At 69.3% G+C, this 20805-nt stretch carries 22 protein-coding genes; 13 read left to right on the top strand and 9 right to left on the bottom strand.

The features are described 5' to 3' along the window. Positions 1–50: 50 nt before the first annotated feature. Both AX769_RS16870 and AX769_RS16865 read right to left on the bottom strand, forming a co-directional pair. A complete protein-coding gene (locus AX769_RS16870; RefSeq protein ID WP_066281712.1) occupies positions 51–1574 on the bottom strand; it encodes an ABC transporter permease in 1524 nt (507 codons plus the stop codon). Positions 1575–1765: 191 nt separating this feature from the next. Beyond that, positions 1766–2647, bottom strand: a complete 882-nt coding sequence (locus AX769_RS16865) for a helix-turn-helix transcriptional regulator (protein WP_066281710.1) — start codon at positions 2645–2647, stop codon at positions 1766–1768. An 18-nt stretch (positions 2648–2665) separates the two neighbouring features. Between AX769_RS16865 and AX769_RS16860 the strand changes: the two genes are divergently transcribed. Beyond that, positions 2666–3937: an MFS transporter gene (locus AX769_RS16860; protein ID WP_066281706.1), complete on the top strand. Its 1272-nt coding sequence runs from the start codon at positions 2666–2668 to the stop codon at positions 3935–3937. Continuing rightward, positions 3934–4110 carry a hypothetical protein gene (locus AX769_RS24775; RefSeq protein ID WP_204249228.1) on the top strand — a complete coding sequence of 59 codons (177 nt, stop codon included), beginning with the start codon at positions 3934–3936 and terminating at the stop codon, positions 4108–4110. The genes AX769_RS16860 and AX769_RS24775 overlap by 4 nt, the downstream gene beginning before the upstream one ends. Before the next feature lie 166 nt (positions 4111–4276). Here AX769_RS24775 and pip read toward each other — a convergent pair whose 3' ends face one another. Continuing rightward, positions 4277–5242, bottom strand: coding sequence for a prolyl aminopeptidase (gene pip / locus AX769_RS16850; protein ID WP_066281699.1), 966 nt, complete (start codon positions 5240–5242; stop codon positions 4277–4279). A 154-nt stretch (positions 5243–5396) separates the two neighbouring features. On the opposite strand from pip, the gene AX769_RS16845 reads away from it, so the two are divergent. From AX769_RS16845 to AX769_RS16835, 3 genes are all read left to right on the top strand, one after another. Beyond that, entirely contained in the window at positions 5397–7343 is a 1947-nt protein-coding gene (locus AX769_RS16845; RefSeq protein ID WP_157887693.1) for a KUP/HAK/KT family potassium transporter, read from the top strand. 110 nt (positions 7344–7453) lie between these two features. Next, positions 7454–7912 carry a DUF6069 family protein gene (locus AX769_RS16840; RefSeq protein WP_066281695.1) on the top strand — a complete coding sequence of 153 codons (459 nt, stop codon included), beginning with the start codon at positions 7454–7456 and terminating at the stop codon, positions 7910–7912. Positions 7913–8056: 144 nt separating this feature from the next. Then, positions 8057–8992 carry an SDR family oxidoreductase gene (locus AX769_RS16835; protein ID WP_066281688.1) on the top strand — a complete coding sequence of 312 codons (936 nt, stop codon included), beginning with the start codon at positions 8057–8059 and terminating at the stop codon, positions 8990–8992. Here the strand turns inward: AX769_RS16835 and AX769_RS16830 are convergent. Both AX769_RS16830 and AX769_RS16825 read right to left on the bottom strand, forming a co-directional pair. After that, positions 8989–9405, bottom strand: a complete 417-nt coding sequence (locus tag AX769_RS16830; RefSeq protein WP_066281686.1) for an EVE domain-containing protein — start codon at positions 9403–9405, stop codon at positions 8989–8991. The genes AX769_RS16835 and AX769_RS16830 overlap by 4 nt on opposite strands. Beyond that, positions 9402–10007 carry a TetR/AcrR family transcriptional regulator gene (locus tag AX769_RS16825; RefSeq protein ID WP_066281684.1) on the bottom strand — a complete coding sequence of 202 codons (606 nt, stop codon included), beginning with the start codon at positions 10005–10007 and terminating at the stop codon, positions 9402–9404. Before AX769_RS16825 ends, AX769_RS16830 begins: the two co-directional genes overlap by 4 nt. Positions 10008–10177: 170 nt before the next feature. Between AX769_RS16825 and AX769_RS16820 the strand changes: the two genes are divergently transcribed. Beyond that, positions 10178–12676, top strand: coding sequence for an MMPL family transporter (locus AX769_RS16820; RefSeq protein WP_066281682.1), 2499 nt, complete (start codon positions 10178–10180; stop codon positions 12674–12676). Between the two features lie 129 nt (positions 12677–12805). On the opposite strand, the gene AX769_RS16815 is transcribed toward AX769_RS16820, so the two are convergent. Then, positions 12806–13570: an amidohydrolase gene (locus AX769_RS16815; protein WP_066281680.1), complete on the bottom strand. Its 765-nt coding sequence runs from the start codon at positions 13568–13570 to the stop codon at positions 12806–12808. 73 nt (positions 13571–13643) lie between these two features. On the opposite strand from AX769_RS16815, the gene AX769_RS16810 reads away from it, so the two are divergent. From AX769_RS16810 to AX769_RS24190, 4 genes are all read left to right on the top strand, one after another. Further along, on the top strand, positions 13644–14042 hold the full coding sequence (locus AX769_RS16810; protein ID WP_066281677.1) for a nuclear transport factor 2 family protein: 399 nt from the start codon (positions 13644–13646) through the stop codon (positions 14040–14042). A gap of 21 nt (positions 14043–14063) precedes the next feature. Then, positions 14064–14795, top strand: coding sequence for a YafY family protein (locus AX769_RS16805; RefSeq protein ID WP_066281675.1), 732 nt, complete (start codon positions 14064–14066; stop codon positions 14793–14795). A gap of 3 nt (positions 14796–14798) precedes the next feature. Next, the gene (locus AX769_RS16800; protein WP_066281673.1) at positions 14799–15803 is read left to right on the top strand and encodes a class I mannose-6-phosphate isomerase; all 1005 of its coding nucleotides are present in this window, start codon (positions 14799–14801) and stop codon (positions 15801–15803) included. Positions 15804–16008: 205 nt separating this feature from the next. Next, entirely contained in the window at positions 16009–16155 is a 147-nt protein-coding gene (locus tag AX769_RS24190; protein ID WP_157887692.1) for a hypothetical protein, read from the top strand. Here the strand turns inward: AX769_RS24190 and AX769_RS16795 are convergent. Continuing rightward, complete coding sequence (locus AX769_RS16795; protein WP_204249227.1) at positions 16145–17611, bottom strand: MFS transporter; 1467 nt, start codon at positions 17609–17611, stop codon at positions 16145–16147. The genes AX769_RS24190 and AX769_RS16795 overlap by 11 nt on opposite strands. Before the next feature lie 62 nt (positions 17612–17673). On the opposite strand from AX769_RS16795, the gene AX769_RS16790 reads away from it, so the two are divergent. Further along, positions 17674–18309 carry a TetR/AcrR family transcriptional regulator gene (locus AX769_RS16790; RefSeq protein WP_066281671.1) on the top strand — a complete coding sequence of 212 codons (636 nt, stop codon included), beginning with the start codon at positions 17674–17676 and terminating at the stop codon, positions 18307–18309. A 256-nt stretch (positions 18310–18565) separates the two neighbouring features. Beyond that, positions 18566–18985, top strand: a complete 420-nt coding sequence (locus tag AX769_RS16785) for a VOC family protein (RefSeq protein ID WP_066281669.1) — start codon at positions 18566–18568, stop codon at positions 18983–18985. Between the two features lie 88 nt (positions 18986–19073). On the opposite strand, the gene AX769_RS24185 is transcribed toward AX769_RS16785, so the two are convergent. Further along, a complete protein-coding gene (locus tag AX769_RS24185; protein WP_066281667.1) occupies positions 19074–19634 on the bottom strand; it encodes a GNAT family N-acetyltransferase in 561 nt (186 codons plus the stop codon). 38 nt (positions 19635–19672) lie between these two features. Then, positions 19673–20242 (bottom strand): hypothetical protein, encoded by a 570-nt coding sequence (locus AX769_RS24180; RefSeq protein ID WP_066281664.1) that lies wholly within the window; start codon positions 20240–20242, stop codon positions 19673–19675. A 320-nt stretch (positions 20243–20562) separates the two neighbouring features. On the opposite strand from AX769_RS24180, the gene AX769_RS16770 reads away from it, so the two are divergent. Further along, a complete protein-coding gene (locus AX769_RS16770; protein ID WP_157887691.1) occupies positions 20563–20805 on the top strand; it encodes a hypothetical protein in 243 nt (80 codons plus the stop codon).

Here is a 20805-nt window from a genome sequence, read left to right as displayed (position 1 = left end):
GTCGATGTCGGATCCTGCGGTGCCCTGAAGGGAGGCGGGCGAGACGGGGCTCACGCGACGCTCCGCAGGGCGGCCGCGGGGCGGAGCCGAGAGGCGCGCCACCCGCCGAACGCCCCGGCGATGAGCCCGCCGAGGATCGCGAGGCCGACGGCGAGCAGGATGATGCCGGCCGTCAACGGGATGTGCAGGGCGATGCTCGACGCGGTGGAGGCTGCCGACGAGAGCGCGCCGCCGGGGCCGCCAGTGCCACCAGCGCCGCCGGGGCCTCCGGTCGACCGGCTCGCCGTCGCCGTGCCCGCCGAGAGGGTGGGCGCGATGACGTTGATGACCAGGATGCCGACCACGCCGACGACAGCGCCGATCACGCCTCCGATCAGCCCGTTGACGAGCGACTCGCCCGCCACCTGCCGCACGATGCGGCCGTTCGACCAGCCGATGGCCTTCAGCGTGCCGAACTCGCGGGTGCGGCGGCTGACGCCCGAGATGGTGAACAGGATCGCGATGGCGAACGCGGCCACGAGGACGAGCAGCGACAGCCACGTGCCGAGCTTCGAGACGAGGTTCGACACGGTCGACAGCGAACCGGAGATGGTCGACGCGAGATCGGCCTCGGTGCTCACGGTCGCGCCGGAGAAGACCTTCTCGATGCCGCTCTTGACGTCGGCGACGTCGTTCGACGACGTGGCAGTGACGTCGATGGTCGAGATCTTGCCGGTCAGACCGGAGACCGTCTGCGCCGTGTCGAGGGGGATGTAGCTGTCGGCGGCGGTCGACGACGACGACGAGGTCGACTTCACCAGCCCGACGACGGTGAACTTCGTGCTGCCGATCGTGACGGTCTTGCCGAGGGTGAGGCTGTTGGTCTTGGCGTAGGTCGAGTCGAGCACCACCACGTCTTTGCCGTCGTCGGCGGAGGTCAGGTAGCGGCCGCTGGTCAGAGTCGTGGCGCTCATCGGGCCGACGGTGGTGCTCGCGGTCGAGATGCCCGTCACGGTGAAGGAGTCGACGCTGAACGAGCTCGGGCCCTGGCCGGTGCTCGTGCTGCTGCCGCTCGAGGTGCTGCCCGAACCGGTGGGGGCGGATCCTGCCCCCTGCGACGTCGAAGTGCCCGACGAGCTAGACGGACCGGAGCCCGACGACGGCGCACTCTGCACCGACCCCGAGAAGCTGCTGTCCGTCAAATTCAGAGTCGCCGTCGCCGCCTTCACGCCGCTGACCTTCTGCACCGTGGCCAGCTCGCTCGACGCGTAGGTCGCGGTGCCCATCGTGGCCGACAGGTTGTTCTTCGAGAGGTTCGTTTTGCTCGTGCCGCCGGAGGTCGAGGTCGAGCCACCGCCCGAGCCGAACGCGAACCTCTGGCCGCCCCCGGTGCCCGCCGCGACGGTCTTGGTGACGGTGATGTCCGTGCCGACGCCGTAGACCGACGACAGGGCCGTGGTCTGGGCCGTCTTGACACCGGCCGCGAAGCCGTTGACGATCACGACCAGGGTGATGGCGAGTGCCATGCCGAGCGCGATGATGAGCGTCTGTTTTTTGCGGTTGCCGATTTCTCGCCGCAGGTAGGTGAAGAACAAAGGGGGTCTCCTCGAGTCGGGTCGTTCAGGCCGACGACGATGCGCGGCCCGGGGAACTGCTCGAAAAGGTATGGCTCGACTCTGGCGGCAGGCACTCGGGAAGCCCTGCGACTCCCCAGACCGACTATGCGGTTGCTATGACGCGAGAGCTAGGACTCGCGAGCTAGGACGCGAGAGCTAGGACGCGAGAGCTAGGACGCGAGCGCCTGCACCTTGGCCTGCGTGTCGGCGTCGGCGGGTGTGTAGACGACGAGCCGCGCGCCGGCCGACGGGGTGAGCCAGGTGATCGAGAGGTCGAACCGCATGAGGCCGACGGCCCCGTTGAGGATCGGCTTGTGCTCCTGGGTGAACTCGGTCACCTCCTGGCGATCCCACATCCGGGCGAAGTCGACGGACGCCGCGAGCAGACGCGACAGCAGGCCCTGCCACGACGGGTCGCTCGAGTGGGCCGGCCATCTCGACCGGAACCGCGCGACCGCCTGGCCGGCGAAGCTCTCCCACCCGACGAGCGCGGCCCTCCATTCGGGGTCGGTGAACATGAGCCACAGGGTGTTGCGCTCGGCCTCGGGCACCCGATCCAGGTCGCCGACCAGGCGCGCGTAGGCCGTGTTGTAGACGAGCAGATCGAATTTGGCGTTCTGCACGCAGGCCGGCCACGGCATCACGGCGTCGAGCACCCGCAGGGTGGCCGGGTCGACGGCGTGCTCGTGCACGGACGCGGGGGCGGCCGATCCGGCCAGGGCGAAGAGGTAGGCGCGCTCGTCACGATCGAGGCGCAGGATGCGAGACACCGCCTCGAGCACCTGGTCGGAGACTCTGATGTCGCGACCCTGCTCGAGCCACGTGTACCAGGTCACCCCCACGCCGGCGAGTTGCGCGACCTCCTCCCGCCGCAGGCCCGGCGTGCGGCGCCGCCCGCCCGCGGGCAGCCCGACGAGCTCGGGTGTGACCCGGGCGCGGCGATCGCGGAGGAACTCGGCGAGCTCGGTGCGCCGCGTCGGCCGGTCGTCAGCAGAGCTCAGGCTGGTGGTCTCACTACCAGTATCAACAGGCTTCTGGTACCCGGTTGTCATGACCTCGATGCTAGACCCATGACCGCTTCGACCGACACTGCGCCCGCTGTCACCACGATCTCCCGGCTCGGCACACTCGTGCTGCTGGCCGGGCCCTTCCTGGCCGGCCTCGACTTCTTCATCGTCAACGTGGCGCTGCCGACCATCCAGAAGTCGCTCGGCGCGTCCGGCGGCACGCTCGAGCTCGTCGTCGCCGGCTACGGCACCGCCTACGCGGTGCTACTGGTGCTCGGCGGGCGACTCGGCGACGAGCGCGGGCGTCGATTGATGTACGGCATCGGCATCGCCGCCTTCACTCTGACCTCTCTCGCGGCGGGCCTGGCGCCGTCGGTGCCGATCCTGCTGGCCGCCCGCGTGTTGCAGGGTGCGTCCTCAGCGCTGATGACCCCGCAGACCCTCGCCACGTTCCAGAGCGTTCTGCGAGGCCCGGCTCGGGGCCGCGCCATCGCCACGTACGCGGCGGCCGGCGGGCTGTCGTCGGTCGTCGGTCAGCTGCTCGGCGGGGTGCTCGTCTCGACCGTCTCGTGGCGTGCGATCTTCTTGGTCAACGTGCCCGTCGGCATCCTGGCGCTCGTGCTGCTGCGCCGCAGCGTGCCGGTGTCGCGATCGACGACCCGGGTGGGTGTGGACGTGCGCGGCACCGTGCTGCTGGGGCTCTCGATCGCGGGGCTGCTCGTGCCGCTGTCGGAGGGTTCGACGCTCGGCTGGCCCTGGTGGACGTGGGCGTCGCTGGCCGTGTGCGTCGTCTGCGCGGCGCTCTTCGTGCGGTGGTCGGCCCACGCGCCGAGGCTAGGCGTGACGCCGTTGCTGCCCCTCGCTCTCGTCTCTCGGGCGCGATCGATGCGACGGGGCCTGCCCGTGCTGATCCTGTTCTTCATCGTGTTCGGCGCCTTCATGTTCGTCTTCGCCATCGCCGTGCAAGACGGGCTCGGGCTGTCTCCGCTCGCAGCCGGGCTCGCCATCGCGCCGGTGTGCGTGGCGTACTTCATCACCCCCTTCCGGGTGCCGGGGCTGCTGCAGCGGTTCGGGCGGCGGGTGCTGACAGTCGGGCTCGCCGTCGAGGGCGTCGGTCTACTGGCACTCGTCGTCATCGTCCGCGTCGGCTGGCACGCGCTGGGTGGCGCAGGATCGGGCGCCTCACGCGGCTCGACCCTCGTCGCTGCGATCTTCGCCGTCGTCGCCCTGATCATCGTCGGCATCGGCCAGTCGCTGGGTGTCGGCTCGCTCTTCCGGCTCGTGCTCTCCGAGGTGCCCGTCGAGTCGGCGGGGGTCGGCGGGGAGTGCTCGTGACCACGCAGCAGACCGCGCTCGCCCTCGGGGTGGCCTCGCTGGGGTCCGTCTTCACCTCGGTCGCGACCCACTCGATGCTTGACGCCGCGACGGTCGCGGGCGTCGTGATGGTGGTCATCCTGGCCGTTCTGGTGACTCTCAGCATTCGTCTCCCTGCCGTCAGGAAACTGTGACGCCTTCGGAGCGCCGCCCGCGCGATCCTGATCCGCTCGGTGCCGCCCCTGATGGTGCAGACCGACGCTAGCCGGGCTTCCCCACGGCATGCCGACCACCGAGGCCGACACCATCGAGGCCGAAATCCTGGAGGGGTTGGAGGCCTGACGCCGGCGGGTCACGCTCTCAGCGGCCCGCGAACCCGTCCGTCGCCTCGAGCAGCGCGTCGCGGATCCCGGGCTCGTCGGCCGAGTGCCCGGCGCCGTCGACCATGCGGAAGACGGCGTCGGGCAGCGCCCGATGCAGATCCCACGCCGTGACGGGCGGCGTGCACACGTCGTAGCGGCCCTGCACGATCACGGTCGGGATGTGCGCGATCCTCTCGGCGTCACGGAGCAGCTGGCCCTCCTCGAGCCAGCCGGCGTGCGTGAAGTAGTGATTCTCGATCCGGGCCACCGCCAGCGAGAAGTCGGGGTCGCTGAACCGCTCGACGACCTCGGGGTGAGGGAGGAGTCTGATCGTGGAGGCCTCCCACCGGGCCCACGCGAGGGCGGCAGTGCCGTGGACCGCAGGATCCGGGTCGGCAAGCAACCGCGAGAACGCATCGACGTACCCGCCCGGGCGTCGCTCGTCGGCCGGAACAGGGGCGACGTACTCCTCCCACGCGTCTGGCAGGATGTTCTCGGCTCCGCCCTCGTACAGCCAGTCGACCTCGCTCTCGCGGACCGTGAAGATGCCGCGCAGCACGAGTTCGGTCACGCGCTCGGGGTGCGTCTGGGCGTACGCGAGGGCCAGCGTCGAGCCCCACGACCCGCCGAAGATCTGCCAGGCGTCGATCGACAGGTGCTCGCGCAGCCTCTCCATGTCGGCGACCAGGTGCCAGGTCGTATTCGCCGTCAGGTCGGTGGCGTGATCGCCGGCGTGGGGCAGGCTCCGACCGCAGCCCCGCTGATCGAAGAGCACGATGCGATAGCGGGCAGGGTCGAAGAGACGCCGCGAGTCGGGGTTGCAGCCGCCGCCGGGGCCACCGTGTAAGAAGACGACGGGCTTGCCGTCGGGCGACCCGCACTCCTCCCAGTAGACCTGCTGCCCGTCGCCCACGTCGAGCATGCCGTGGCGGGTCGGTTCGAGCGGCGGGTAGAGCTGGCGCATCGGGCTTCTTTCGGTGAGGGGGCGGTCGACCCACGCTACCGGCCCCTGTTCGCCAAAAGCTTCGGCCGCTCACAGCCACTCCCAGCCGGTCCGCTCGGAATGCAGGGCGAGCGGCGATATGCTCAGCCGTTTCCTCCACACGACGAAAGACCTGATGACCACCCGCGCTCTGCCCGACACCGATTCACCCCGCACCGCACCCCAGCGTCGTCACCCGGTCGCACTCAAGGCCGTCGGCCCGGTCCTCGCCGCCATGGGCGTCGTGTTCGGCGACATCGGCACGAGCCCGATCTACGCCGCCAGCACGACGTTCGGCGTCGGTGGCGGCAGCTCGGCCGGGCCCTCCCGCGAATTCGTGCTGGGCTCGACGGCGACGCTCATCTGGTCGCTCTTCCTGGTCGTGACCGTTCTCTACGTACGCTTTCTCATGCGCGCCGACAACCGCGGTGAGGGCGGTCTCCTCGCCCTGTTCGGTCTGCTTCGGCGCAGCAGCCTGAAGGCGCGCACCATCGGCGTCTTCACCGTCGTCGCCATGTTCGGCGCCGCCATGTTCCTCGGCGACAGCGTCATCACTCCCGCGATCTCCGTGCTCTCCGCAGTGGAGGGCCTGGAGGTGGTGCAGCCGGACTTCGCCAAGTTCGTGGTGCCCATCGCCCTCGTGATCCTGATCGGCGTCTTCGCGATCCAGAAGCTCGGGTCGAGCTTCATCGGCAAGCTCTACGGCCCCGTGATGGCGCTGTGGTTCGTGGCGTTAGCTGTGGCCGGCGTGTTCTCGCTGGCCCTGGACCCGTCCGTGCTGCAGGCGCTGTCGCCCACCTGGGTCGTCGCGTTCTTCGTCGACCAGCCGAAGGTCGCCTTCGTCGCGCTCGGCGCGGTCGTGCTGGCGGTCACGGGCGCCGAGGCGCTCTACTCCGACCTCGGTCACTTCGGGCGCAAGGCGATCACCCGCGCCTGGCTCTTCGTCGTCTTCCCCGCGCTGGTGCTCAACTACCTCGGGCAGGCGTCGCTGGCGCTTCGCCACCCGCAGGATGCCAGCACCTCCTTCTTCGGCCTCGTGCCATCGTGGGCGCTGCTGCCGATGGTGATCCTGGCCACCCTGGCGACCATCATCGCGTCGCAGGCGGTCATCTCGGGCACGTACTCGGTGATCCACCAGGCGTGGCGCCTCGGCGTCTTCCCGCCCCTCAAGGTCGTGCACACCTCGGAGGACAGCGAGGGGCAGATCTACGTCCCCGCGATCAACGTGCTGCTCGCCGTCGCAGTGCTGGCGGTCGTCATCGGCTTCCGCAGCAGCGCGTCGCTGGCCTCGGCCTACGGCATCGCCGTGACGACCACGATCTCGATCACCACGATCATCTACCTGGCCTGGTCGTGGGTGACGAAGAAGAAGGTGACCGTCACGATGGTCGTGGCCTTCGGGATCCTGCTCGTCGTGCTCGGCTTCCTCACAGCCAACCTGCCGAAGGTGTCGTCGGGTGGCTGGCTGCCGCTCACGATCGGCGGGCTCGTCTTCGTCGTGATGGCGACCTGGTGGGTCGGGCTGCGCCGGATCGCCTCGGGCCGGCGACGCAACGAGGTCTCGCTCGACGAGCTGCCGGCGATGCTCGCGAAGGCGAAAGGCACTCTCTTCCGGGTGCCGGGCGACGCGGTCTTCATCACCCGCAACCCGACGATCGTGCCGATCGCGCTCCGCACCATGGTGTCGACGAACCACTCGCTGCAGAAGCGCGCCATCCTGCTCAGCTACAAGACGATCGACGTGCCGTCGACGGTCGGGTCGCCGCACCGGATCACCGTCACGTCGTATCCCGACGGGATCGTGCAGGTCGTCGCGAAGATCGGATTCCGTGAGCATCCGCGGATGACGGCACTCTTGACCGAGGCCAGCAAGGTCGACGACGGGTGCCTCGACGACTTCGCGGCGTCGCGCGCGACGTTCTTCATCTCGACGCCGGTGCCGCGCTACAACAGGGGCAGCAAGATGTTCCGCTGGGCGCAGATCCTCTTCCTCGCCCTCGATCGTCTCGCCCCCGACCCCCTCGACGTCATCGAGCTGCCCCGCGACCGCACCATCGTGATCGGCCGCGAGATCCCCCTCTAGCGTCGTCGGGCCCGGGCCGCCGGATCCGGAGGCCCGAATCTGGGGCGTTTCTGATGGCGCGCCTGCTCTCCTGGTCTCATGACCAGTGACCGCGAGCAAAGACGTCTCCGATGAAGTTCGACCTTCCTGGGGGCCGGCGGCAACCTCGAGCCTGGCGCTGGGTTCTGGCGACCATCGTCGCCGTCGGCGTCTCGCTGGCGGCGTGCGCTGCGCTCGTCGCCGTGGGCAAGGCCGTGTATCCGTCGACCGTCGGGTATCAGCACTATGCCTTCGGCGACTACGGCAAGCTGACGATCATCGGTGTCGTGGTCGCCTGCAGCGCCTGGCCACTGATGACGCTCGTGAGCTCGCGTGCCCGGGCCCCGTTCTTCCTGCTCACGATCATCGTCACGGTCGTGGGTCTGGCCCCCGACGGTTACATCCTCTTCCGCGGGCAGCCGGCGGACGCCGTGCTCGTGCTGGTGTGGATGCATCTCGCGCTGGCGATCGTGACGTATCCGGCGCTCGTCCTCATCGCTCCCCAGCGGCAACATGATTCGACGACCGTGCGCGACGAGGTCGTCGCCTAGAGGCGTTCCGGCCGATCGTCTGGCGGCAACGGCACGGATGGCGGGGAGCGAGAGTCCGTGGATGAGTGCGGCCTGACTGTGGCGGTCAGGAAGCGGGAGACTCGCCTCATGGCCGGGATCGCCTCGGCTCGAAGGGAACGCGCCATGCCTCGTACACCTCAGATCAGCGTCCCCGACCTGGCCGGCACGCTCGCCGTCGTCACGGGGGCCAGTGACGGCATCGGCTTGAACATCGCGAGGCGGCTGGCCGAGGCCGGCGCCGAGCTGATCCTGCCCGTCCGCAACCCGACGAAAGGCGCGGCCGCGGTCGAGCGGATCACCGCAGCGGCCCCGGGCTCGACGGTGTCGACCCGCGAACTCGATCTGTCGTCGCTCGAATCGGTCGCGGCGCTCGGCGCGACGCTCGTCTCGGAGGGGCGACCCATCCAGATCCTGGTCAACAACGCCGGCCTGATGACCCCGCCGACGCGGCAGCTGACGGTCGACGGTTTCGAGCTGCAGTTCGGCACGAACCACCTCGGTCACGTCGCCTTCGCCGCCCACCTGTTGCCGTTGCTGCGCGCAGGCAAGGCCCGCGTGACGACCCAGGTGTCGCTCTCGGCCAACCAGAACGCCGTCAACTGGGACGACCTCGAGTGGCAGCACGACTACAACCCCATGAAGGCCTACTCGTCGTCGAAGATCGCGCTCGGCCTCTGGGCGCTCGAGCTGAACCGTCGCAGCATCGCCGAGGGCTGGGGCATCACGAGCAACCTCGCCCACCCGGGCATCTCGCCGACGAACCTGCTCGCCGCTCAGCCCGGCATGGGCCGGCCGAAAGACACCACCGGCGTGAAGATGATCCGTGCGCTGTCGCGCCGAGGCATCCTGTTCGGCACGCCCGAGTCGGCCGCCCTGCCGGCCGTCTACGCGGTGACGAGCCCCGACGCGAAGGGCGGTCGCCTGTACGGCCCCTCCGGCATCGGCCACCTTTCGGGCGCACCGGCCGATGAGAAGATGTACTCGCGCCTGACATCCGAGCAGGATGCGACGCGCATCTGGGATCTTTCGGCCCGCCTCGCCGGCGTCTCGGTCGGCTAGCTCGTGCCGCGCATCATGACGGCGCGGAGGATCTCGACGTCGTGGTCGTCGAGTGGGACCAGCCCGAGCCGCAGCTGATAGCCCCAGTTCGGCCCCGCCGTCAGATGCAGTCGGTCGGTGACCTCCGCGAGGAGTGCAGGGCGCGTGTCGGCCCAGTCGACCCGCCGCCGGTAGGGCGTGAACTCGCCTTCGTCGGCCTGCCAGATCTCGTCGTCGGCGATGGTTCCGAGCGCGGTGAATTCGCGCAGCGGCTTCTTGTCGCCCCGCTGTTCGGTGGGCGAGTAGTAGACGAGCGTGTCGCCGACGCTCATTCGAGCGAGGCCCGCGCGGCTGCCGTGGTTGATCTGACCGATACCGAGCGACAGCGCGCGGCGCACGTGGTCGGCGGCGATGACACCGAGCCAGCCGCTCACCGGGAGTCCTTCGGGTCCACCTTGACATGCGACATGAGCGCCTCGAACACGGCGTCGGCCGAGAAATCGTCGTTCGTCGCGCCGGGCCCGAGGCGCAGCAGGATCATGCCGAGCATGAGCTGGGTGAGCGATGCCACGGAGATCTCACCCGGGGCGAGGGGGCCGGGGCCGGCCGCACCCGCCCGCTCATGGAGAAGCAGCTCGAACGGCCTCATCAGGTGCGTGTTCATCTGCTCGGCGATCACCGGATCTTCGAACGCGGCGGCCGCCAGCCCGCTCAGCAGGGGCTTGTTCGCATCGACGTAGTCGAGTGCGATCCGGAACACGCCGACGACGTCGATGTGCGAGCCGTCGGTCGGCGTGACGTACTCCGCCGTCGGCAGCATCTCGCCGCGGACAACGCACTCGGCGAGGATGGCGTTCTTCGACTGCCACCAGCGGTAGATCGTCGGCTTGCCGACATGGGCGCGCGCCGCGATCTTCTCGATGGTGACGTGGGCGAAGCCGGCTTCGTTCGTCAGATCCCGCGTGGCGTCGAGGATCGCGGTGCGAGACGTCTCGCTGCGCACACGCCCGCGTCTGGCCCCGACGGTTTTCTCCATGGGTCGAGGCTATCTTTCTCAGCAAATCACCACAATACGAAACGGAACGTTTTGCTAAGGTCGAACACGACACCGCGGTCCGTCTCTCTTCGGGCCTCTGCGAGCTGCCCTTCGACGGTGCGGATCCTTGACGCCCCGCACGCTCGTCTCCCCTCGAAAGGCACTTGACCATGGCCACACTCCTGCAGCGACTCGGGCTGTTCTCTTCGCGGCGGCGGTGGTTCGTCGTCATCGCGTGGATCGTGATCCTGGGTGGCGTCGCGACCGCGTACGAGGTCGCCGGAGGCACGCTCACGTCGACGTTCTCGATCCCCGGCACCCCGGCGCAGAAGGTCAACGACCAGCTCGCGAAAGAGTTCACGAGCGCGAGCGGCGGCTCGGGCCAGATCGTCTTCTCGACGAAAGACGGCACGGCGTTCACCGCGACCGAGAAGGCCGGCGTCGCCGCCGCCTTGACCCGCGCGTCCAAGGCGCCCGCGGTCAGTGGCACGGTCAACCCCTTCACCTCCGCCGTTCAGCGCGACGCCGCGGCGACGAAGCTGAGCGACGGGCAGAAGCAGCTCACCGCAGCGAAGGCCCAGATCACTGCGAACCAGGCGAAGCTCGACGCCGCGAAGGCGCAGCTGCAGGCGGCAGGCTCCGCAGCCCCGGCGGGCGCCTCGGCCCAGCTCGCCACCCAGCAGGCCGCTCTCGACAAGGCGTCTGCAACGCTCGTGTCCTCACAGCAGCAGCTCACGGACGGCCAGCGCCTCCTGAAGGACGCCGCCGCGATCAGGACCGTGTCGACCGACGAGTCGACCGCGGTCGCGACCGTCGAGTTCTCGAAGGCCATCACCGACATCACACCCGACCAGCTCACGACGCTGCGGGGCGACGTCGACAAGCAGTCCATCGCCGGCGTGAACGTGAACTACAGCACCGCGCTCGCCGCGGTCTCCATCGGCGGCGGCGCCTCCGAGGGCATCGGCATCGTCATCGCGGCGATCGTGCTCTTCATCATGCTGGGGTCGCTCGTCGCCGCGGGCCTCCCCCTGCTGTCGGCAATTGTCGGAGTCGCGGTCGGCGCCGTCGGCGTCCTGTCGTTCTCAGGCGTCGTCAGCGAGTCGTCGACCACGCCGACCCTGGGCCTCATGCTGGGGCTGGCCGTCGGCATCGACTACTCGCTCTTCATCCTGAATCGGCACCGGCGGAACCTCCGCGCGGGCATCCCGATGCGGCAGTCCATCGGCCTGGCGACCGGCACCTCGGGCAACGCCGTCATGTTCGCCGGCATCACCGTGATCATCGCCCTCGTGGCCCTCAACGTCACCGGGATCGGGTTCCTCGGGCTGATGGGCTCGGCCGGCGCCCTGTGTGTCGCGATGGCCGTGCTCGTCGCACTGACCTTCACGCCCGCCATGCTGACTTTCGCGAACACGAAGGTGCTGCCCAAGAAGCAGCGTCACCTCATCCGCACCGAGGGCGTCGTCTCGCCCGCCGAGGCGGCCGAGAAGGTCGAGCACGCCGTCGCCACCCCGAAGAAGAGCGGCAACGTGGCGACCCGTCACCCCGTCGTGATCCTGATCGCCGGCGTCATCGCGTTGCTCATCATCGCGATCCCCGCGACCGCCATGCGGCTCGGTCTCCCCGACGGCTCGAGCGAGCCCGCCAGCTCGACGCAATACAAGGCGTACACGCAGATCGGCAAGGCGTTCGGCGAGGGCACCAACGGCGCCATCATCGTCGTGGCGAACGCGCCGAAGACCGCGAACGCCGCGGCCCTCACGCACCTCGAGGCGAACATCGCCGACAAGATCATGGACGTGCCGAACGTCGTCGCTGCGGCGGCCGGCGGGGCATCGACCGACAAGCGCACGCTCATCTTCCAGGTCATCCCGAAGGACGGCCCGAGCGCGGCCACCACCGAGCAGGTCGTGAAAGACCTGCGCAATCTGTCACCGACGCTCGACAAGCAACTGAACGTGACCCTCGGCGCCACCGGTGTCACGGCCATCAACATCGACGTGTCGCAGAAGCTCGCCGACGCGCTGCCCATCTACCTGATCGTGGTGCTGGGCCTGTCGATCCTGATCATGATCCTGGTGTTCCGTTCTATCCTGATCCCGATCATGGCGACGGCCGGATTCCTGCTGAGCGTGCTCGCGACGCTCGGCGCCGTCACCGCGCTGTTCCAGTTCGGCTGGGGCGAGCAACTGCTCGGTCTCCACACGCCGACGCCCATCCTGAGCTTCTTGCCGACGCTGCTGATCGGCATCGTGTTCGGGCTCGCGATGGACTACCAGTTGTTCCTGGTGTCGGGCGTGCGCGAGGCGCACGAGCACGTGCACTCGGCTCGTGCGGCTGTGCGTGAGGGCCTCGACGGTGCGAAGTCGGTCGTCATCGCGGCCGGTCTCATCATGATCGGCGTGTTCAGCGGGTTCGCGACGTCGGGCAACTCGACCATCGTGCCGATCGGCTTCGGCCTCGCATTCGGTGTGCTCGTCGACGCGTTCGTGGTGCGCATGCTGCTCATCCCCGCCGTGATGACGCTGCTCGGCGAGGCGGCCTGGTGGCTGCCGAAGTGGATCGACCGCATCCTCCCCGATGTCGACGTCGAGGGCGCCTCTCTCGCTCGCGAGGAGGCCGACCCCGCCACCGGCGAGGTCAGGGTGCTGGTCGGCGCAAGCTAGGTCGCTGCGGCTCCGTCCGTCGCCGGTGAGTGGCACTTTTCCGCCGCAATTCGGGCGGTTCTCCGCGGAAATGTGCCACTCACGCCTGGGTGAGGTCGGGGCCAAGCGGCGACGTAGGGGCGCGGGCCGCTAGGCGGAGAGGCCGTAGAAGGCGGCGGCGTTGTCGTGCAGGGCGGCGCGCGCGCCAGTGGGCAGGGCCTCGGTGAGCAGGGTGATGTCGGCGGGGCGGAAGGGCGTGCGGGCGCGCGTGCTGGGCAGGTCGGTGCCGAACATGAGTGCCGCCGGGTTCGCGGCGTGGATCTCGGCGACCGTCGATGCGACGTCGAGGTCGACCCGACCGAATCCTGTCGCCTTGACGTGCACCCCGGCCGAGACAAGGCGCAGCAGCGCGTCGCGGTTCGCGCTCGTCATGCCGAGATGGTCGATGCTGACCTTGGGGAGGGAGGCGAGCAGGGGCTCGAGGGTGTCGAGATCGTGCGCGTCGAGGTAGAACTCGGAGTGCAGGCCGGCGACGTCCCAGGCGCGGCGGCCGAGCGTCGCGACGCTGTCGAGGCCGGCGGAGCCGCCGCGGTACAGGTTGAAGCGGACACCGCGGACGCCGGCGCTCGCGAGACGCAGGAGGTCGTCGTCGGTCGCATCGTCGGCGACGTTGACGACGCCGACGAACGACTGGCCGAGGGTCTCCAGCGCATCGACCAGGTAGGTGTCGTCGAACTCCTGGAAGGACCCGGAGACGACGACACCGCCCGTGATGCCCAGCTCGGCCGAGTGTGCCCTGTAGTCGGCGACGCTGAACTCGTCGGGCATGAAGCCGTTGTTCGCGACCAGGGGGAAGCGCTTGTCGATGATGTGGAAGTGGGCGTCGAAGACGTCGTCCGCCGGGGGTGTGGGCACGCATCAAGAGTAGGACGACTCGTCGACTGAACACCGACACACAGCTGTCGCGAGGGGTCTCGAGACTCGAGTCATGACTGAAAACGACACCATCACAACCACGACCGCCGCCGCCGACTCCCTCGCCGTGTGGCTCGAGATGTGGAACGGCGACGCCGACATCGCCCGCCTCATCTGCAGCGACGACTTCCGCATCCACTTCGGCACCACCGAGACCGACGGCTCGAGCCCGGGTGACGACGTGCGCGGGGGCGACGCCTTCGCAACGTACCTCGGCGGGTATCACGCCCAGCATCCCGACGTCGTCTTCTCGGAGGTGGCCCAGGCCATCGACGGCGAGCACGGCAGGATGCTGTGGAACGTCGCGATCGGCGACCGTCACGCCGGCGGCGTCGACATCTTCGACTTCACGGCCGAGGGCCTCGTCAACGAGGTCTGGTCGGTCACCGGCAGCCGCCCGATGACTGTCTGACGTGCCTGGCACACTCGCCGTATGAAGAGAGCCGAGCGGCTGTACGCGGTGGTCGACCTGCTGCGCGGGTCGCATCTGCCGACGTCGGCCGCCCGGCTCTCGCGCGAGTTCGACGTCTCTGCGCGCACGATCGAGCGCGACATCCAGTCGCTGCAGGTCGCCGGTGTGCCGATCTACGCCGACCACGGGGCGGCCGGGGGCTACTCCATCCTGAAGGAGTTCTCGCTGCCGCCCCTCAACCTCACCGCATCGGAGTCGCTCGCCGTGCTGGCCGGCCTGGGGCTGCTGGAGTCGTCGCCCTACGGCGCCGCGGTTCGCCGCGCGAGGGCCAAGATCCTGGCCGTGATGGACGACGACCGGCTCGCGCCGGTGCAGAGCGTCCTGTCGACGATGCACGTGATCGAGGCGCCGGCGCCCGACCCGGTGCCGGGCGAACCGGGGGAGGTGCCGACCGACCTGTTGTCCGACGCGATCACCGCGCGCCGGGTGGTCCGGTTGGGCTATCTCGGTGACGACGGGGTCTCGACGACCACGCGCGACGTCGAGACCATGGGCCTCCTGCGCGGCGGCGACTCGTGGCTGCTCGTCGGCTGGTGTCGTCTCCGCGACGGCATCCGGGGCTTCCACCTCGAGCGGATCACGAGGCTCGAGATCACCGACGAGGTGCCGCCCACGCGCGACCCCGCCCTGCTCGACACCGACCTCGCCCGGTGGCCCACTCGCCGACTCGGCTCGAGGCCGGGAGCACAATGAACCATGGACCCTCTCGCCCTCGCACCCAACCAGCCGGCCGACCGCGCCTATCGAGGTGGCGCCGGCATCCTGGCCCTCCGTGGCATCGGCTCGACCGACGACCACGTGCCCGAAGACTTCATCGCCTCGACGACGAGCGTTCACGGCACGGACGGCATCGGTCTCACCGTGCTCGACGACGGGATGACGCTGAAGGATGCGATCTCGCTCGACCCGATCGGCTACCTCGGCCTCGACCACGTCAACCGATACGGCGCCGACACGGGCCTCCTCGTCAAGATCCTGAGCACCGGCGAGCGGCTCTTCAACCACGTGCACCCCGATGCGGCGTTCGCCGCAGCACACCTGGGGTCGCCGCGCGGCAAGACCGAGGCGTGGTTAATCACCGATACGGGCGCAGGATCAGGCACCGTCTGGCTCGGGTTCCGTGACGAAGTCGATCTCGCGACCCTTCGTCGGCTCGTCGTCGACCAAGACACGTCCGCGCTGCTCGGCGCGCTCAACGAGCTCACGGTCACGGCAGGTGACTGGGTCTTCGTGCCGGCCGGCACGCCGCACGCGATCGGCGACGGCATCACGCTCGTCGAGCTGCAGGAGCCGAGCGACCTGTCGATCCTGCTCGAATACAGAGGGTTCCCGGGCATCGACCCTGCCGGGGCGTTCCTCGGTCTCGACCTCGACACGGCCTTGGGCGCCGTCGACTTCCAGCCGCTCGTGGGGCCGATGCTCGCCGCTGTCCACGGTCACGCCGAGGAGGGCAACCGTGTCCGCCTCCTTCCGACGGGCACCGACGCGTTCTTCCGGGCCGAACTCGTCGCGCCTGCCGAACCAGTGATCCTCGAGCCGTCGTTCGCCGTGCTGATCGCCCTCGACGGCGTCGGCGAGCTCGCGTGGGAGGGCGGGTCGCGCGCTCTCGGCCGCGGCGACGTGATCCTGGTGCCGTATGACGCGGGCTCCACCGTGATCAGCGGCTCCGTTCGGGCGATCCGCTGCCTCCCGCCTGTCTGACGTCCCCGAGCCGACCGGCGTCACGCCGCGCTGATGCCGCCGTTCACGCTGATCGCCTGACTCGTCAGGCGTCGCGCGCCGGGGTCGGCGAGGAACACGACGAGGTCGCCCGGGTCGTCGGCCTCGGACACACCCAGGTGGGCCTGCTCGGCGGCACGACCGAAGAGGTTGGCGCTGAACCCGTCGCAAGCTCGGCTGCCGCCGCATGGCCGATGCCGGCGGAGGCTCCGACGATCAGGGCAGCGCTGTCGTCCAGGTGCTCCGGGCCGGGCACTTCTTCGTTCACGAGACGCTCCTCGTCAGCATCCTCTCTCGCGACGACGAGGCGACGAGGGCGACGATCACTCGCTGATCGACTCGATCGTCTGGATGAGGCTGGCCGAGGCGTGCTTGCTGTGGCGGCTGAGCAGCACGGCGGCGATGAGGGCGGCGACGAGAGCGATGATGGCGAACCAGGCGGCCAGGCTGTAGCCGCCCTCGGTCGGCGTGCCGCCGCCGCGCGGGATGGAGCCGACCAGGAATGTCGCGCTGAGCGCCGTCCCGAGCGAGTAGCCGATGTATCTCAGCACCTGGTAGAAGCTGTTGGCGCTGCCGGTCTCGTGCGCCGGCACCCCGGCGTTGATCTGCGCCGGGTTGATCGCGAAGACCGCCCCGGTACCGAGCCCGGCCAGGATGAGGGCGATCAGCAGCGGTATGAGCAGCTGTCGCGTGAGCAGGAACATCACCATCGAGGCGATGAGCACGACGCTCGACACCACGACGAGCGCCTCCAGCGAGTAGCGCTTCAGGAGTCGCTGCACGATGCGGCTCGCGGCGAAGCTGGCGAACGAGTAGGGCAGCAGCAGGAGGCCGGCGAGAGCGGCGGAGTAGCCGTAGCCGTATCCGTTGCTCGCGGGCGTCTGCGCGTAGCGCACCACGAGCGAGAGCAGCGGATAGATGCCGGCGCCGACGAGGACGACCACGATGTCGGCGGCGAGGACGGACGGGTGGGCCAGCAGGCGGAGGTTGACCAGCGGCGCAGGGCTGCGGAGCTCGTAAAACACCCAGACGACGCCGGCCGCGACACCGATCACGAGGCAGCCGATCAGCTTGATCGAGCCCCAGCCCCAGTCGCTGCCCTCGGCGCACACGAGCAGCAGCCCGGCGACCGCGACACCCAGCAGGAGCGTGCCGCCCAGATCGAGGCGCGCATGCGGACCCGGGACGGACGTGGGGATGATGACGATCGCTGCCACGATGGTTAGCACGGTGATCACGGCCCCCACCCAGAACGCGGTGGAGAGGCTGAAGAACTGCACGACGAGGCCCGCCAGCGGGTAACCGATGCCGAGCCCCGCCACCGTCGTGACGCCGAGCAGGGCGATGCCGTTGGCCGCCCGGTCGTGGGGGAGTGCGTGGCGAGCCACGGTGATCGCCAGAGGGATCAGCCCGAGGCCGACGCCCTGCAGCGCACGGCCGGCGAGGAACCAGCCGAAGCCGAGCGGGAGAGCCGCGAGGATGCAACCGAGGGCGACGAGCACGAGCGCGGTCGAGATGACCTCTTTGCGGCGCCCGCCGTCGGCCACCCGGCCGAGGATCGGAGCAGCGATCGCCCCGGCGAGCAGTGAAATGGTCAGGGCCCACTGCCCTTCGCCGACCGAGACGTGATAGTCGGCGTCGATCGTCGGCAGCAGCGGCGCACCGAGGCTCCCCACCGCCGTGGTCACCAGGCCGACGAACATCAGGCCGGGGAGGACGAGCTTCTGACGGGGAGTGCGGCCCGAAGGCACGGCCGGGGTGCGGGAGGTCGGGATCGCTTCGGTTGTCACGACAAAGAGGCTATCACTATTACGCACATGTATAAGAAAACCCCGTCGCCTACTCTGGCACGATGAGCACCTCGACGATGCGCGTGGATCCACGGGCTGCGCGCAGTCTCACGGCCCTGCGCGAGGCAGTCCTCGATCTGGCCTCGAGGCAGGAGCCGTCGGCGATCCTGGTCACCGACCTCGTCAAGGCCGCCGGGGTCAGCCGCAAGACGTTCTACAACCACGCGACGAGCCCGATCGACCTCCTCCGGCAGGCGCTGACCGACGAGCTCGACGCGGCGAGGGATCACGCCGAGTCGCTCTTCCCCATGGCGGCCGATGACCTGGCGGCGGCTGTCCGCACACGGCTCGGTGGCATCCTGCGCCATGTGTCCAACCGCCGGGCCGTCTACCTGTCACCCTCGGGCGACGGGCTCTCGCCCGAGCTCTTCCAACTGCTCAGCACGAGGTTCCAGGCGGCGGTCGAGACGTCGATCGCCGAGTCGTACCGGGTGGCGCCGGTCGTGCCCGGGTTCGACGACGAGGCGCACCGCGCCGTCGCCGTCGAGATGTACGCCTCGTTCGTCGGGCACGCCTACGCCGGGGCGATCCAGGCGTGGCTCCAGCACCCCGAGACCGACGAGGTCGAGTTCGTGCTCGACCTGATCGTGTCGGCGCTGCCGCCGTGGATGACGGTGCGACCGGCGACGGGGCCGTGACGCAGCATCCCGACGTGGGCCGTCACCCGGCATCCTGACAGCGGCGGCCTTTCACACCTCGGCCCACTGGTGGTAGTGGTTCGCCCGGAGAACTCGAAGGCGTGGCCCCTCGACTCGGGCGCGCGATCGGGGTTCGTCCCCTGGGCACGGACGTGGGGTGAGTCTCCGGCGACGACCTGCTTCTGCCCTTGACGGGGCTGCCGATTGTCGTCAGGGTGTACGCAATCGATTCGAGAGCGACGACAAGGAGTCGGCGATGCCTCAGATGTTCGTCAACCTGCCCGTGACCGATCTGGACCGCGCCAAGGCGTTCTACACGGCCGTCGGATTCACTATCAACCCGCTCTTCACCGACGACAAGGCGGCCTGCGTCGTGGTCGAAGAAGACCACAACTACTTCATGATCCTGGCGCGCGACTACTTCCAGACCTTCAGCGACCGGCCCATCGGCGATCCTGCCGTCACCGTGTCGGCTGCGACGTCGATCATGCTCGACAGTCGCGACGCGGTCGACAAGGCGGTCGGTGACGGTCTTGCCGCCGGCGGCTCAGAGGCGCGACCCGCGACCGACCTGGGTTTCATGTACCAGCGGCAGCTGACCGACCCCGACGGCAACGTGCTCGAGCTCGGCCACATGGACCCGACTGCCGCGGCGCAGGGCCCCGGCGCCGCCTGACCCGCAGGTCCCGCTTGCGCGGCTCGGGGGCGCCGGCCTGAACCTCCATCCGGACACATTTCGGCTCGCAATGTGTCCGGTTGGACGTTCACGCCTGCGAGCCGGGCGACGGAGACGCGAATGCGGGGCGCAGCCGGCGCTGCATCTCGAGCACTCGACCGTCGGGCACGAACCCGTGCGGCCGGCTTCGGCCGGTGAGCTCGTAGCCGTGCCGGCGGTAGAACCGAATCGCCGGCTCGCTGCCCTCGAAGACCCACAGCCGAATCGTGGGAGCCAGCGCAGCGGCCCACGACTCCACCGGCCCGAGAAGGGTATCGGCGATGCCGAACGTGCGGCCTCGGTAGGCGGCCGAGACGTACACACCTGTCAGCACGGGATCCTGGCCGAATTCGTCGCCGAGTCGGCCCGCCATCATCCCGACCCAGTCGCCGCTGACCTCGTCGATCGCGACGAAAGACGCCTGATCGGCTTGGTCGCCCCGCCGGGCACGCATCCGCCATGCCTCCTCCTCGAACCCGAGCACCGTGTCGAGGGTCGCGCCGTATGAGATCGGATGTTCGGCGGCGTTCTCGAGCCGGAAAGCGCGCACCTCCGGCCAGTCGCTCTCAGTAGTGCTCCGAATCACGATGCGCGGGGTCGGCGTGGGCACCCGTTCAGCGTAGTGAGTCGTCGCCGCCCTCTGCCCATCTAGTGCACCTGGTAGCGCCGAGCGGGATCGTGAGCGAATCGCGTCGCATTGCGCAGCCGCCTCGCTTGGAGGGGTACTCCGACGAAGACTGCTATGACGCCTGCGACAACAGCCACGAGGTGAAACCAGCTCCACGGGTCCGATACTCGCACATTCAGCGAGAATGCCAGAAGGATGGTGGTGCCCGCCGACGTCAGCGTGGTGCCGCTGACGGTCGCCGGAGTCACGTCGATGTAGACGTCGGCGTACTCGTAGGCGAGCGCACGCTCGTCGGGCGAGAGTCGACCGGCGTCGCCACGAGCGACCGCCCGGCGGATCCGCGACTGGCTGCTGCGCGGGGCGCGACCGATCACCTCCGTTCGGAGGTCGAGCTGCATGTTCGTGAAGATGCAGGCGAGCCCGGCCGCGAGGAGGCCCAGGCCGATGGCGACGGCGACCACGACCGGAATCACGAGGGCCGACGGGTGCTTCGGGTGGATGGAGCCGAAAAGAGCGGCACCGACGACGAACGCCGCGACGAAGGTGATCCAGACGGGTCGGCGCCTCAGCGGGCGAAGCAGCTCCCTCACGACCGACCGCCGCCCCGCCGAGGCACCTCCGGTCGGACGGGATTGCCCCGTTTCGGGCCGTGTGTGGGTCTGATCGGTGGTGCGTCGAGGCACGTCGACGAATGGGCGGGCACAGGAACTCCATCGTTCGGGCGAGGGGGAACAGCTTGCGATCATTTTGCTCGCATCGTGCGCCGAGTGCTCGACCGGGCGCGATGCGACCGGTCGCGATGCGACCGGTCGCGATGCGACTGGGCGCCACGCGACCGGGCGCACCGGCGCGGACGGGCGTTGGCTGGGACGAGCGCCCCACCCGCGGCGCGCAGACGAAGGAGTCGATGATGACCGACGCGACAGAACCCACCGAACACGACCCGAAGGCCACCGAGCCCGTCGTGGGCTTCGACCAGACCAACGGCCTGGCCGGCGACCTGGTCGGCGACAGCGAAGAGACCTCCGGTGAGCACGATGACGACCAAGAGACCGACGTGGGCTCGATCTACACCGGCGGGCTCAGCCGCGGTGTCGGCGGCGACGCAGACACGGACAGCAGCGACAGCAGCGACGGTGAGGAGCCGATCTAG

The sequence above is a fragment of the Frondihabitans sp. PAMC 28766 genome (assembly GCF_001577365.1).
Classification (GTDB): domain Bacteria; phylum Actinomycetota; class Actinomycetes; order Actinomycetales; family Microbacteriaceae; genus Frondihabitans.
The sequence above is the reverse complement of the archived record's forward strand: the minus strand, read 5'-3'. Positions and strand labels throughout refer to the sequence as shown.

What these genes read in the sequence shown, in the direction of transcription:
- AX769_RS16865 (WP_066281710.1), bottom strand. Translation starts at nt 2,647, where the DNA reads ATGACAACCGGGTACCAGAAGCCTGTTGATACTGGTAGTGAGACCACC.
- AX769_RS16860 (WP_066281706.1), top strand. Translation starts at nt 2,666, where the DNA reads ATGACCGCTTCGACCGACACTGCGCCCGCTGTCACCACGATCTCCCGG.
- pip (WP_066281699.1), bottom strand. Translation starts at nt 5,242, where the DNA reads ATGCGCCAGCTCTACCCGCCGCTCGAACCGACCCGCCACGGCATGCTC.
- AX769_RS16845 (WP_157887693.1), top strand. Translation starts at nt 5,397, where the DNA reads ATGACCACCCGCGCTCTGCCCGACACCGATTCACCCCGCACCGCACCC.
- AX769_RS16840 (WP_066281695.1), top strand. Translation starts at nt 7,454, where the DNA reads ATGAAGTTCGACCTTCCTGGGGGCCGGCGGCAACCTCGAGCCTGGCGC.
- AX769_RS16835 (WP_066281688.1), top strand. Translation starts at nt 8,057, where the DNA reads ATGCCTCGTACACCTCAGATCAGCGTCCCCGACCTGGCCGGCACGCTC.
- AX769_RS16825 (WP_066281684.1), bottom strand. Translation starts at nt 10,007, where the DNA reads ATGGAGAAAACCGTCGGGGCCAGACGCGGGCGTGTGCGCAGCGAGACG.
- AX769_RS16820 (WP_066281682.1), top strand. Translation starts at nt 10,178, where the DNA reads ATGGCCACACTCCTGCAGCGACTCGGGCTGTTCTCTTCGCGGCGGCGG.
- AX769_RS16810 (WP_066281677.1), top strand. Translation starts at nt 13,644, where the DNA reads ATGACTGAAAACGACACCATCACAACCACGACCGCCGCCGCCGACTCC.
- AX769_RS16805 (WP_066281675.1), top strand. Translation starts at nt 14,064, where the DNA reads ATGAAGAGAGCCGAGCGGCTGTACGCGGTGGTCGACCTGCTGCGCGGG.
- AX769_RS16800 (WP_066281673.1), top strand. Translation starts at nt 14,799, where the DNA reads ATGGACCCTCTCGCCCTCGCACCCAACCAGCCGGCCGACCGCGCCTAT.
- AX769_RS24190 (WP_157887692.1), top strand. Translation starts at nt 16,009, where the DNA reads ATGGCCGATGCCGGCGGAGGCTCCGACGATCAGGGCAGCGCTGTCGTC.
- AX769_RS16790 (WP_066281671.1), top strand. Translation starts at nt 17,674, where the DNA reads ATGAGCACCTCGACGATGCGCGTGGATCCACGGGCTGCGCGCAGTCTC.
- AX769_RS16785 (WP_066281669.1), top strand. Translation starts at nt 18,566, where the DNA reads ATGCCTCAGATGTTCGTCAACCTGCCCGTGACCGATCTGGACCGCGCC.
- AX769_RS16770 (WP_157887691.1), top strand. Translation starts at nt 20,563, where the DNA reads ATGACCGACGCGACAGAACCCACCGAACACGACCCGAAGGCCACCGAG.